At 46.0% G+C, this 13,462-nt stretch carries 11 protein-coding genes; 9 read left to right on the top strand and 2 right to left on the bottom strand.

Annotation, left to right across the window (positions count from 1 at the left end; translation table 11 throughout):
- Window positions 1-38 precede the first annotated feature (38 nt).
- Both ACXACS_RS14065 and ACXACS_RS14070 read right to left on the bottom strand, forming a co-directional pair.
- A complete protein-coding gene (locus ACXACS_RS14065) occupies window positions 39-1,595 on the bottom strand; it encodes a mechanosensitive ion channel family protein (protein WP_474807463.1) in 1,557 nt (518 codons plus the stop codon).
- A gap of 47 nt (window positions 1,596-1,642) precedes the next feature.
- Entirely contained in the window at window positions 1,643-2,269 is a 627-nt protein-coding gene (locus ACXACS_RS14070; RefSeq protein ID WP_474807465.1) for a CPBP family intramembrane glutamic endopeptidase, read from the bottom strand.
- A 427-nt stretch (window positions 2,270-2,696) separates the two neighbouring features.
- Between ACXACS_RS14070 and ACXACS_RS14075 the strand changes: the two genes are divergently transcribed.
- The 9 genes from ACXACS_RS14075 to ACXACS_RS14115 all read left to right on the top strand — a co-directional run bounded on the left by ACXACS_RS14075 (window position 2,697) and on the right by ACXACS_RS14115 (window position 13,377).
- Window positions 2,697-3,530 (top strand): MurR/RpiR family transcriptional regulator, encoded by an 834-nt coding sequence (locus ACXACS_RS14075; RefSeq protein WP_474807467.1) that lies wholly within the window; start codon window positions 2,697-2,699, stop codon window positions 3,528-3,530.
- A 155-nt stretch (window positions 3,531-3,685) separates the two neighbouring features.
- Entirely contained in the window at window positions 3,686-4,249 is a 564-nt protein-coding gene (locus ACXACS_RS14080) for a DUF924 family protein (RefSeq protein WP_474807469.1), read from the top strand.
- 346 nt (window positions 4,250-4,595) lie between these two features.
- A complete protein-coding gene (locus ACXACS_RS14085) occupies window positions 4,596-5,879 on the top strand; it encodes an amidase (protein ID WP_474807471.1) in 1,284 nt (427 codons plus the stop codon).
- A 204-nt stretch (window positions 5,880-6,083) separates the two neighbouring features.
- Window positions 6,084-7,679: a gamma-glutamyltransferase family protein gene (locus ACXACS_RS14090; RefSeq protein ID WP_474807473.1), complete on the top strand. Its 1,596-nt coding sequence runs from the start codon at window positions 6,084-6,086 to the stop codon at window positions 7,677-7,679.
- A 177-nt stretch (window positions 7,680-7,856) separates the two neighbouring features.
- A complete protein-coding gene (locus tag ACXACS_RS14095) occupies window positions 7,857-8,675 on the top strand; it encodes a sulfite exporter TauE/SafE family protein (protein ID WP_179983038.1) in 819 nt (272 codons plus the stop codon).
- A 10-nt stretch (window positions 8,676-8,685) separates the two neighbouring features.
- The gene (locus tag ACXACS_RS14100) at window positions 8,686-9,966 is read left to right on the top strand and encodes a pyridoxal-phosphate-dependent aminotransferase family protein (protein WP_474807475.1); all 1,281 of its coding nucleotides are present in this window, start codon (window positions 8,686-8,688) and stop codon (window positions 9,964-9,966) included.
- Entirely contained in the window at window positions 9,959-11,203 is a 1,245-nt protein-coding gene (locus ACXACS_RS14105) for an allantoate amidohydrolase (protein WP_474807477.1), read from the top strand. The genes ACXACS_RS14100 and ACXACS_RS14105 overlap by 8 nt, the downstream gene beginning before the upstream one ends.
- Before the next feature lie 36 nt (window positions 11,204-11,239).
- The gene (locus tag ACXACS_RS14110) at window positions 11,240-11,605 is read left to right on the top strand and encodes an AraC family ligand binding domain-containing protein (RefSeq protein WP_179983035.1); all 366 of its coding nucleotides are present in this window, start codon (window positions 11,240-11,242) and stop codon (window positions 11,603-11,605) included.
- Between the two features lie 218 nt (window positions 11,606-11,823).
- Window positions 11,824-13,377 (top strand): uracil-xanthine permease family protein, encoded by a 1,554-nt coding sequence (locus tag ACXACS_RS14115; protein WP_474807479.1) that lies wholly within the window; start codon window positions 11,824-11,826, stop codon window positions 13,375-13,377.
- The last annotated feature ends 85 nt before the right edge of the window (window positions 13,378-13,462 follow it).

Here is a 13,462-nt window from a genome sequence, read left to right on the forward strand (position 1 = left end):
GCTACACACTTACCCCTTAAACCAAAATAGTTGCATTGCTACAAGATGTTTTCCCCAGCTTCTGGGTCTCTCGACTTGCGAGCCTGCTCTCTTATTTCGTGCGCTTCTGATGATACGTCATCTTGAACAGATGTCGGCCGTTGGCGAGTTTCTGGTTGCTTATTACTTTTATGGCTATCATCTTTGCGGCTACTATTTTTTTGCTGCTCGTTACTGTGCTCTGAAGTACCTGAGGGCTCAACAGTATAATCACCAGCCGCGCTGTGACCCAACGGGTTCTTGCTCTGGCTCGTATTTCGACTCTGGTTCTTCAAGTTGTCAGTGCTTTTACTGCTTTTAGCTCTATCACTTTTATCACTTGCATGCTCAACTGCATCTTCTTGGGCCGATTCTTTTCCACCAAAAAAGCCTGTAGACACGCTTTCCCTGCCTTCTGTACCTGGTTCAGGCTTTGGTTCTGGGCTTAGCTCTGGTTTTAGTTCTAGGCTTTGCTCTAGGCAGTCTTCTGAGTTTTTTTCATGGCGTTGCGAGCCTACCGGTTCGCTTCTCTCAACACTAAGGTGCATACCTTGTGGGAATATCCGCTCTCGAGCATCATCCGGCATGCTAATATTCGCGTCTAAGAACGCTTGCGTAATATTACGCATTAGCACAGACGCCATTTTGAGCACGCTGGTTTTCTCTACATCCACCCAAAAATAAACCTTTACGTTGTAGGTAGAAGCGCCCAACTCATCAATAAGAATTTGAGGTTCAGGGTCGCTTAACACATTGCCTTGCTCTGCGGTAACTTCGCGGGCAATTCGCTGCGCATCTTGTATGTCGGCGTCGTAACCTACCCCAATAACAAAGTGCCCTCGCATAAGCGGGTTAGCGGTTAAGTTCTTAATCACACCTTTATAAATAGTCGCGTTGGGTATTTGTATATGGTTACCGTCAAAGTCCACCAGCGTTGTCGCACGTGCCGTCACTTTCTGAATAATGCCGGTGAAGTCATTAATTTGTACGATATCGCCTATTCGAAACGGACGTTGAATGGTAAGCAAAAGGCTTGAAATAAAGTTCTCTGCAATATCGCGAAACGCGAAACCAAGAATAAGCCCAACGACACCAGTACCGCTCACTACCGCAATGGCAAACCCAGTAAGCCCTGCTAAAAACAAAAACAGATAAATACCCAGTAGTATTAAAATTAGGCTAACGCTTCGCTGAATTACCGAGCGCAGAAGCGGAGATGTGGTAGTACGCGTTAACGGCTTAACTAAAACCTTTGCAACGTGTGGCGCCAAAAGAATGAACGCCACCATAATAACTATTCCTAGCGCCATGCCTGGCAAACGATAAATAAAGCTATCCCATAGCTGCGAGAGCAACGACTGAGCGCTCGACAAGCTAGTTATCGCACCAGCGTCATCATCTTGCTGAAGCAGAGTTTGTGTGAAGGGGTTGAAAGCTATTTCTTTTAAATTCAGGACTATGCCGTTTAAGTTTGTGACTACGCCGCTCAAACTTTCGGATACGCCGCTGGAAAAGAAACTATTCTCTAAGCATTTATTTGCGATTGTTGATAGCAAAGTTTGCAAAGCACTGAACATAACCCTACTCCTTGGTGTTCATGTGTGATTGTTATTAACAAAAATGGTTACGAAGCAATAACTAAATAAGATCCCAACCCAATGGTGAACAAGAAGCTTCCCCAGATGGCATGCTCAATAACCACAACAGGCGTTGAGTTTGTGTGCATATACCTGTAGCCAAAAATAGCACCGCCAACCCAAGAGACTATTACAGCAATCCAGTTACCATACACCAAATGAGCTAGCCCAAACAGAAAGGTACTTAGCGCCCATCTTGCGTATTTGGAGGGCAAAATACGCTTGTACCGGTGAAAGAAATAGGTGCGAAAGATTATCTCTTGCGGGATAACTGACACTATGGGGTAAATCAGCAAAGTCGCTACCCACATCCACGGTTGATTCATAGGCCAGTGTAAAAACAGCTCTGGTTTTAAAAAATAAACTACCAGCGCCAATAAGCTCGCCCACGGCAAAAATAGCCTGAGCGTACTTTTAAAATGTATTCGATAATCTTCCCAATGCCACAATTTAAAACGTTTAAATTGTTTATCTGCTAACAAGACAGCCAAACAGCACAGCCCCATTACCCCTAATATAGGCATGAGATAATCTGCAAAATGCTTAATCCAGTAAAGAACGGCAAAAGGAACTGCTACAAATAGCAAGATCAATTCAGACCACAGCTTTGCCACAACTCACCTCTTTCTTTAGACCACGCTGAACTCGCTGTAGAACTTTCCAGTTAATCTGGTGTACCTGAAAAAACAGCTAAGCCAACAAAATAATTACCAACTGATGACACTTTCGTGAATTTTTACCGTTAGTATGTATGAAAGTGTAGTGCCAAAATGTGTGAATTGAAGAAGTAATTAGATGCAACTTTAGCCCAATGAAGCGCTTCGTTTTGATAACCCCTTATTGGCTTTAAAGTTTTTAAATTTGGTTTCGAAAAATAAAGTGTGAAGAGCGGCGTTTGATAACCTATTTATCCATTCTTATCGTTCCTATCTTCGCAACCCTTGGTTATTTTCAGTGGAATTGACTAGTAGATTTCACGTTGTGTTTGTATATCGAACAAAAGTCGTGAAATAATTGCACAAGATGTATAAGGCGATACCAATGACAAAAAATAGCCCTAGCGACGTTTTACAACAGATTGAAAAACACTATGCCGCGTTGTCGCCTTCGGGCAAATCTATCGCGCATTACATTCAGCAAAATCCAATCGCCGTACTCAGCCAGTCCACCTCATTTATTGCAGAAAAAACAGGAACTTCGAAAGCTACAGTAAGTCGCTTTTTTCGCCAGTTAGGCTTTGAGTCGCACCAACAAGCCAAAGACGCATTGGTACAACTGCGAGAGCAAGGCGTACCTGTAGTAAACCCCTCAAGCAGCGTTTTACAGCATGAAAGTGATAGTAAGAATTTAGCTAATACGTTCGAAGGTACATCGTCTGAGGCATTAAGAGATATAGCGACATTGCTTGCCTCAGCAGGTCAGGTTACGTTAATTGGATTTCGCAACGCTTACCCTATCGCCCTTCATTTTAGGCAGCAGCTTAAGCAAATTAGGACGTCGGTTCGCGTTCTGCCCCAACCCGGGCAGACCCTTAGTGAAGATCTAATTGATCTTACTGAGAACGATCTTGTGGTGCTTTTCGGCTTTCGACGCAGGACCCGCCAGTTTAAGTTTGTTCTAAACAGCATTAAACACTGCAAAACTGTACTAATTACCGACCCTACAGGCCAAGGTTACCGCCACGATGTAGACCACCTCCTTGTAACCCACATTGGCAGCGACTCTCCTTTCGATAGCTACGCCGCGCCGATGAGCTTAGTCGCATCCCTATGTAACCTTACCTATGATGCCTTAGGCAGCAAGGCCGCAGACCGTGTTGATGCTATTACAGATATCTACATTCAAATGGATGAACTAGAAAGTCCTAAACGTTAACTCTTCCCATAGCACACTTTTTAAGCAATACTGTAAAGGCGGTCGTAGCACACAATTACGATTTCGCAAGCGAAAATGGAACCTTTCCGATAAAAAAAAGGTATAAGTCTTAATGACTTTAATTTTACTGCAGTAAGCGTGTAGTTGAGGTGAATATGGATAAAACGCGAGTAGTCATGGAAGAGGCTAACGGTGTACTAGACTTTTGGTTTGGTGAACTGTCACCCGAGCAATGGTTTAAGGAAGATTCTGCACTAGATAAAACCATTGCTTCACGGTTTTCTACGTTGCGCGCAGCGGCTGCGCGGGGTGAACTTTGGCCTTGGCGCGCTACGGCCACAGGTAGGCTTGCCGAAATTATTCTTCTTGATCAATTTTCCCGAAATATTTATCGCAATCAGCCGGATGCGTTTAGTGCTGACAATATAGCGCTAATATTGGCTCAAGAAGCGGTAAGCGTAGAGGCTGATAAAATGCTTACCCCGCAACAACGGGCGTTTCTTTATATGCCTTTTATGCACAGCGAATCGTTAGCTATTCACGATGTTGCAATGGAACTCTTCTCTCAAGAAGGGCTTGAGCGGGAATATACGTTTGAGAAACGCCATCAGGCGACTATTGAAAGGTTTGGTCGCTACCCGCACCGAAACTCGGTGTTAGGCCGTGAATCGACAGCCGAAGAAGCTGCCTTTCTAAAGGAAAACCCTCAAGGCTTTTAGCTATAACCGCAGCCACGATCTAATGGGGGTACGTATACCTTTAACCTACTCCTATTAACCTATCGTCAGTTAATCCAGCAAAAACGCAGACAAATAGGTGAAGTGTAAGACTCAGAAAATCATATAACTCTGTAAACGTGCTTAGCGCTAATCAGCCGTGATCAGCCAAAATAGGCCATAACCGATCCTTGCTTTGCGTTTTTGCTTACGCCTTCTTCTATTTCCTGTCAGGAATTTATTTCTATTGAAGCGAAAAGCAACGATCGTTTCTCTTGACTTTAAAGTGAAACAGTTGTTTCATGACAGAAAGACTAATAAAGAAACAATAATTAATAAGTAACGCGCTGTGAGCTCTCCTTTTGTAGTAAAGCCCTGTGATGCAAAGTTCACGCAGGCGATTAAAAATTTAGAAGCAACCTTTAATGGCATTGATAACCGTGAGGGCGACACGTCTTCTTTAAATAACGGGGCAAGCCAAGGGTTAACCGAAGATTCAAAAAAAGCGCGTAACCCAGTCAAACCACTTAGCGGTTTAGGGCTTGCGGTAAAAGACTTATTCGATATGGAAGGTTTACCAACAGCAGCGGGCAACCCGGATTGGTTGGCTACGCACCCCGTACCAAAAAGTACGAATAGCTGCGTGGCGAACATGCTTAAAGCAGGTGTCGCGTTTAAAGGTAAAACCATTACTGACGAACTTGCTTACAGCTTACACGGGCAAAATAAGCATTATGAAACGCTTGTGAACCCGGTAGCGCCAGCTCATATACCTGGCGGTTCTTCGTCGGGCTCTGCGGTGGCGGTTAGCGCCCACCTTGCCGACATTGGTCTTGGTACCGATACAGGTGGCTCTATACGCGTACCGTCTAGCTATCAGGGTTTATGGGGGCTTCGCACCACCCATGGCGCCGTCGCTTGCGACAACATGGTAGCCCTTGCGCCATCGTTCGATACCGTGGGATGGATGACAAGGGATTTAGATACGCTGACAAAGGTAGCCAATGTTTGTCTTGATAGCGCTACGCAAAGTGACATATCTGACGAACCTCGCTTGGTTATAGCGGCACACTTATTTGAGCAAACCGCTCACAAATCGCTTTGCCAAACTTGGCTTAACGCCCTTGAAGACAGCAATAATTGTATTGCGCTATCAGAAGCACAGCTTGATTTAAACAAGTTACAAACCGCCGCTACATTTCGCACGTTACAAGGCAGTGAAATTTGGCAGCAGCATGGCGAATGGATTGAAAGTACTCAACCCGACATCGCTAACGATATTATGTTGCGCTTGGATTGGTGTAAAACCATAACAACACAAGATGTAGAACAAGCAAAAGCGCAGCAAACCGTGGTAATAAACCATTTAACTAGGCTGTTTGAAGAAATAGACGTTTTGGTTATTCCCACAACACCTGGTGTTGCACCTCGATGTGACGCCGACGATACGACTCTGGCAAATGATAGAAACGCTCTGCTCGCACTTACTGCAGTAGCCGGGCTTGCGGGTTTACCCCAGCTTCATTTACCGTTGTTTACCCTACACAATGCCCCGTGCGGATTATCGCTTGTGGGCAAAAAAGGCAACGATCTTGCACTTCTCGCGTTAGCTAAAACGCTAACCACTCGCTAAAGGTGTAAAGCGCGCAACGTATCTGTATAAACCTCATTTAAGTGACGGTTGTACCGCACTAAAGTAAGGCAGAAAGCGCCCTATTGCATTCAAGTAGAAAGTAGGAACGGAAGTAAGACCAAAACGCTTGTCAATTTACCTAGCCTTTAACTAATTAAGGCTAAACACGACGGCGTGGTTGCTGAGTTTTTGAAGGAAATAATTATGAGTGAAAAACCTAATATTGCGTTTACAGCCCCTCACTTTGCAGCATCACAAGTGGGCTTAAACATACTAGAAAAAGGCGGCACTGCTATTGAAGCTATGGTAGCCGCTGCTGCCTCTATTGCAGTTGAGTACCCGCATATGAACGGCATGGGTGGTGACGGGTTTTGGCTTATCAGTGAGCCGGGCAAAAAACCTATTGGTATTGATGCATCTGGCGTAGCAGCAAAAGGCGCTACGCCTGCGTTTTACGAAGGTAGCGATGCTATACCAAGCCGAGGCGGGAAGTCTGCATTGACAATGGCAGGCGCCGTCGCCGGTTGGAAAGCTGCCCTAGAGATAAGTCACGAATGGCAAAACGGTTTACCGTTAAACACATTATTCGATACGGCGATAAGCCAAGCTAACTGGGGTATTGAAGTTACCCAAAGTTTAGTTGATGCCAGTAACAAAACCTTCGATGAACTAAGCGCTGACGAGAACTTCGCGCAGTTTTTAATTAAAGGCAAGGCGCTTAAAAAAGGCAAAATTTTAAAGCTGACAAAGCTTTCAGAAACCTTGAAGCATTTGGCAGATAAAGGGCTTGATGATTTTTACCACGGTGAATTAGCTGCAAAACTAGCTGAGGACTTAGAAGCGGCTGGCTCCCCTATTCGCCTTGAAGATTTCAACAATTATAAAGCAACGATTGTTGAGCCATTGTCAGTATCTACCAGCAAAGGCAAGCTTTATAACCTACCTGCGCCAACGCAAGGTGTAGCCTCGCTTATTATCTTAGCGCTTTATGACAAAGTTCAGCATTTAGGCAATACCGATGCAGACATGGTGCATTTACTGATTGAGTGTACAAAACAAGCTTTCATTGCCCGCAATGCAAATGTAACCGACCCGTCGCGCACCCCGGTTAATTTACAGAGCCTGTTAAGTGACGACGCGCTTGATGAAATGGTGAAAAACATTTCACTGGATAAAGCATTGCCGTGGCCACACGAAGCCAAGCATGGCGATACCATATGGATGGGATGCTGCGACTCAGAAGGTCGTATGGTGAGCTACATTCAATCTCTTTATTGGGAGTTCGGTTCAGGCATAGTTAGCCCACAAACTGGCATTGTATGGAATAACCGAGGTACTTCATTCTCGCTAGACCCAAACAGTAACCAATATTTAGCGCCTGGCTTAAAGCCATTTCATACGTTAAACCCAGCGTTTGCCGAGCTTATCGACGGACGTCGTATGAGTTACGGCACCATGGGCGGTGAGGGTCAACCTCAAACCCAAGCGGCGCTATTTGCCCGCCATATTTACCACGGACAGCCTATTGGTAAAGCCATTTCCCTTGGTCGATGGTTACTTGGCAGAACGTGGGGCGATCAAAGCCACAACTTAAAAGCAGAGCGTGACCTAGTTGAATACGTGGGCGAGAGCTTACTGGCCAGAGGGCACGATATGGTAACGGTAGACCCTTGCAACGAACTTATGGGTCATGCGGGTGCCATTATTCGCGACACAGAAGGCACTGTTAGCGGCGCGAGCGACCCTCGAAGTGACGGCAAAGCCTACTTAGGTCATCGGAAGATTCGTGCTTACAGCTAAATATAACGTTAAGACGCGTTCATTAGCATGCACAGGCTAGCCTGCGTCAATTAACGCCCTCAAACTGGGGTGTTGTCTAAACCGCGTTAACTGGGATGCGCCTACATGGGCGCATCTGCAACAGCTCGACGCTTACAAATTCGCTAAAGCAACAATTGTTAGAGAGAAAGAAATCACATGCAGTTTTTAATGGATAACCTCACGGTTATATTATCGCTCGCAGGAACGGGCGTATTTGCCGGCATACTAGCAGGTATGCTTGGCGTAGGTGGCGGCATTGTAATTGTGCCGGTACTGTTTTTCTTATTCCAAGCACTTGGCGTGTCGCCTGAAAGTGCCATGGTTATTGCCACAGCCACATCATTGGCAACTATTGTCCCTACGTCAGTTAGCTCTATACGCGCTCACCACAGTAAAGGCAACGTTGACTTTGCGCTGCTAAAAGCATGGGCCGTATTCATTTTAATTGGGGTACTTGCGGGAAGCTATGCGGTAACCGTGGTTAACCCAACGTTCTTGACCCTGTTGTTCGGCGTTATCGCAACCTTATCGGCCATCAATATGCTTATTGGCAAAAAAGATGCGCTATTTAAAGGGCTACCGGGCCGTGCAGGTCAGTCAGTAATGGCAACGTGTATTGGTTTATTTAGCTCTATGGTGGGTATTGGCGGCGGTACGCTAACCGTGCCTACACTCACTTTTTGTAATTACCCAGCGCACAAAGCTGTGGGAACTGCTGCGGCGGTAGGCTTAATCATTTCGCTACCCGCAGCACTTACGTTGTTATTCGTAGGAACCACACCTGCTGACGCCCCCTTTGCAACATACGGCTATGTAAACTTGCTAGGTTTTGCCTGTATTGTTCCGCTAACGGTCTTATTTGCACCAGTCGGCGCGACCATTGCTAACAAGCTAGACGCAGGTTTACTTAAGAAAATCTTCGCCGTTGTTCTCATCATCACTGGCTTGCGCATGCTAGCGCAAGTGCTTATCTAGGAGTGCCCACATGTCTAACGAAGCGTCTAAAGAAGCGTCTACAAGTACTTTCGCGCCACTTAATCCACCACCTCGGTTGTTAATGGGCCCAGGCCCTATTAACTGCTACCCACGTGTGTTAAGCGCTATGTCTACACAATTAGTGGGCCAGTATGACCCTGTAATGACGGGCTACATGAATGAGACAATGCAGCTTTATCGCGATGTATTTAATACCAAAAACCAACAAACCTTTTTGGTTGATGGTACGTCGCGCGCGGGTATTGAAGCGGTTTTAGTATCGGCAATAGAGCCAGGCGACAAAGTACTCGTGCCTATTTTCGGGCGCTTCGGTCATTTACTGGCTGAAATTGCAGAGCGTGCCGACGCTGAAGTACACACCATTGAAGTACCTTGGGGTGAAGTATTTACGCCAGAGCAAATTGAAGCGGCGGTAAAAGAAGTAAAGCCTAAGTTGCTTGCCATAGTACAGGGCGATACATCTACCACAATGCTTCAACCACTTGCTGAAATTGGCACCATTTGTGAGGCGAACGACGTTTTGTTTTACTGCGATGCAACCGCGTCAGTAGGTGGAAACCCTCTGGATGTTGATGCATGGAAATTAGACGCGGTATCGGTTGGCCTTCAAAAGTGTTTGGGTGGTCCGTCAGGTAGTGCGCCTATTACCCTTAGCGACAAGTTTGTGAAAACCGTACGTACTCGTCATCACGTTGAAGCCGGTATTCGCGATGCCCATCACGAGGCGGCACGCGGCCCTAAAATTCGCTCTAACTACTTCGATTTACCCATGATCATGGATTATTGGGGTGAAGAGCGCTTAAATCATCATACCGAAGCGGCCAGTATGCTTTACTGTGCGCGTGAATGTGCACGCGTGCATTTAGAAGAAGGTCAGCAAAACGTTATTGCTCGTCACAAAGTGGCTGGTGACGCCATGCTTGCCGGTATTCAGGCTATGGGGCTTGAACCATTCGGCGACCTTAAGCACAAAATGTACAACGTGGTAGGTGTTCATATTCCATATGGTGTTCACGGCGAAGAAGTACGCGAAACCCTTCTGCTGCGATTTAATATTGAAATTGGCACCAGCTTTGGGCCATTAAAAGGTAAGATTTGGCGCATAGGGACTATGGGCTACAACGCCAGAGAAGATGCCGTACTGCATACACTCCAATCGCTTGAAACCGTACTTCGCATGCAAGGGTTTGCGCTACCTGCGGGCAAAGGAGTAGACGCTGCGCTTAGCGTTTATGCTGAGGCTAAAGCAACGGGAGTTGCGAATGGGTGAATTCGTGGAATTTACTGAACTAGCGACCCAGGTTATGGCAAGGTGTGAAACGTTAGGCACCTTAAGCCAAGACCCCTCTTGCCTAGACAGGCGCTATTTAACCGAGCAGCACAAGCTTGCCAATCAATTGACGTCTGGCTGGATGATTGAGGCGGGCATGACCACATGGCAGGACGCCGTTGGTAATATCTGGGGTCGCTACATATCGAGCGTGCCTAACGCGCCACGACTAATTTTAGGCAGCCACCTCGACACCGTGCCTAATGGCGGAAAGTACGACGGAATGCTGGGCGTAGTTGCTGCTATCTCAATGGTTGCTATGTTTGACGGCACACAAGCCAAGTTCCCTTTTCACATCGACATTGTGGGTTTTTGTGATGAAGAAGGTACGCGTTTTGGCACCACGCTATTAGGCAGCCGTGCACTAACCGGTAAATGGCAAGAGCAATGGCGTCACTTAAAAGATGAAAACGGTGTAAGCCTAGAGCAAGCCATGGCTAACTTTGGGCTTAGTTTCGATGCGGTTAACAGCGCGGCTATTTCCCCCACTGATATTCTGGGCTACCTAGAGCTTCACATTGAACAAGGCCCTGTTTTGGAGCAAGAAAACCTACCTGTGGGTGTAGTAAGTGCTATTGCAGGTGCTAAGCGCTTTAACTTTACGGTAGACGGTATGGCTGGACACGCCGGCACTGTGCCCATGTCTATGCGTCGTGACGCCCTATGCGCAAGTGCAGAAATGTTACTAGCGGTAGAGAGCATTAGCTTGCAACGCCCCGGCGTAGTGGCCACCGTAGGTAAGATTGAGAATGCACCAAACGGCGTAAATGTGATATCTGGTCGCACGCGATTTTCTCTTGATATTAGAAGCGAAGATGATGATTTACGCGATTCAGTATTGGCAGAAATATTGCAAAAATTTGATGACATTGCGCAAGCTAGGCAGTTAACACTTACCCGCGAGCAAACCCATAGTGCGCCTGCGGTACATTGCGATAGCCAGTTGAAAGAAGCGCTAGTTCGCGGTGTTGAAGAAAGCGGTATAGCACCGCGAATTCTTGCTTCAGGTGCGGGTCACGATGCCATGGCTATAGCAGATATTTGCCCAGTAGCCATGCTCTTCTCGCGCTGTAAGGGTGGTATAAGCCATCACCCAGCTGAGTCTATTACCCATGAGGATGTGGCTGCCAGTTTGTCGGTGCTTTATAAAACCATAAGCAAACTTAAGCACGCGTAATGTTCAAATCAGTACAGTCTTAAACAAGGGTCGATAATGAAAATAACAAGGATTTACAACGATGAAGCGGGCAAAAGCCACTTTGGCGAGGTTGAAATAGCGCTAAAAGACGGTGGTCCAATCGGTATGCTTTCAGAGAAATTTGGTGCAGATAAAATTATCTTTCGCGAGACACCTGCCGACTATGACTTCAAATGGCACCCTGCACCTGCACGGCAACTTCTTTTTATAATAAAAGGTCGTGCAGAATTTACAGTATCAAACGGAGAGCGCCATGTATTTGGAGCAGGCGATGTACTGCTGCTAGAAGATACCGAGGGTGAAGGTCACTGCTCTCGCGCGATGTACAATGAAGTACGTCACTCAATTTTTGTCACGCTAGATGAAGGCGTTACGCTTTAAATTAAACCTTCGAATCTCTCTTGAAAAAATGCGCTAATTTAGCGCATTTTTTTGTTTAAGCACCAAATTGGGGCTTACCCATTCATCCTTCTTATCCATCAAGATATAGGAATTAAAAATTCACTATTAAAAACAGTGTGATACAGCGGCAATTACAAGCAGACCAATTGGTCAATATCTTGCAGTTATTGACCAACTGTTATTAAGAAATATTGCTCATGTCTTCAAATCACAGCGAATTACTTTACGATCTTCATGATAGCCCGGCATTTCTTCCTTCTCTTACCGCGGCGTTCCAGCATTTATTAGCCAGCTTTGTTGGCGTTATTACCCCAACACTCATCGTTACCTCTACACTAGGACTTACCGAATATACGCCTTACCTTATCAGCATGGCACTGTTTGTTAGTGGCCTAGGTACTGCAATACAAACAAAGCGTATTGGGCCGGTAGGTAGCGGGTTGGTCGCTATTCAAGGCACCAGCTTTGCGTTTATTAGCGCGCTGATTTTGGCGGGAAACCAAGTTAAAGCGAATGGCGGTACGCCCGAAGATATCTTAGCACTGCTGTTTGGACTCACCATGGCAGGTGCACTTGTTGAGGTCGTATTCAGTCTATTTGTAGATAAACTTAAACGCATCATTACCCCTTTAACTACGGGCATTGTAATTACGGCCATAGGGCTTAGCTTAATCAACGTGGGTATGACAGACCTTGCAGGCGGTTTTCATGCAGTAGACTTTGCCAGTACCGACAACCTAGCGGTAGGTCTTGGCGTGTTGCTTGTCATTGTATTTTTAAACGCATCTCACAATCATTGGCTACGCTTAAGTGCTATTTTTATTGGCATGGCCATTGGTGCAACCTATATTGGGTTCACAAAAGGTCTTGATTTTAGCGGCCTTGCCTCTTTATCTATTGTTGCTATTCCTACGCCGTTTGCGTTTGGCATCTCATTTGATATCAACCTGTTTTTACCTATTGCGCTAATTTACTTATTCAGTGCAATAGAAACAGCGGGCGATCTTACGGCCAACAGCCTTTTCTGCAAGCAGCCGGTGAGCGGTCCAATTTACTTAACTAGAATAAAGGGCGGTATTTTAGGCGACGGCGTGAATTCGCTACTGGCCGGTATGTTTAACACGTTTCCGAACACTACCTTTGGCCAAAATAATGGAGTTATCCAGCTAACCGGCATTGCAAGTCGTAAAGTGGGCTTCTTTGTTTCTGCGCTGTTTGTACTTATTGGCTGCTTTCCAATTGTGGGTGGTGTGCTTCAGGCCATCCCTAAGCCGGTTTTAGGCGGTGCAACATTAGTAATGTTTGCCATGGTTGCAGTAGGCGGCCTTAAACTTCTTGCCAGCTATGCCTTGGATAGACGCAGCAGTTTAGTTACGGCGTGCGCTCTCGGCATGGCAATTGGTGTAATGATGGTACCCGAAGCCTTAGCCGAACTCCCTAATTGGCTTGAAAATATTCTGCTTTCCCCGGTTACATCAGCAGGACTTACGGCGGTCATTTTAGATGTAACGCTACCCGGGAAAAAAGCCGCAAATGAGAAGTCAGAAATTTTAGCCGCCACCGGCAATCAACTTTCAGAAGGTAATGCTAGTGAAGCTTTGGATGACTCGGTCAAAACCGCTTCCCCAGAGATAAAAAAGCGTACTAAAGAGAATCGCAATAACTCAGCAACTTCACCCCATAAAGCGATATTAGGTATAAAGCAGCGCCAAGTACTGCGCCCTGCTCTTTATAGTGCAAAACCACGGTAGAAATCACTGCGAAGGTGCAAAAATAAGAAAAACCTTATTCGTTAACATAATGATAACAATATAAGAACAACATTATATTTTTAAA

The sequence above is a fragment of the Alteromonas sp. AWM4_230 genome (genome assembly GCF_056158305.1).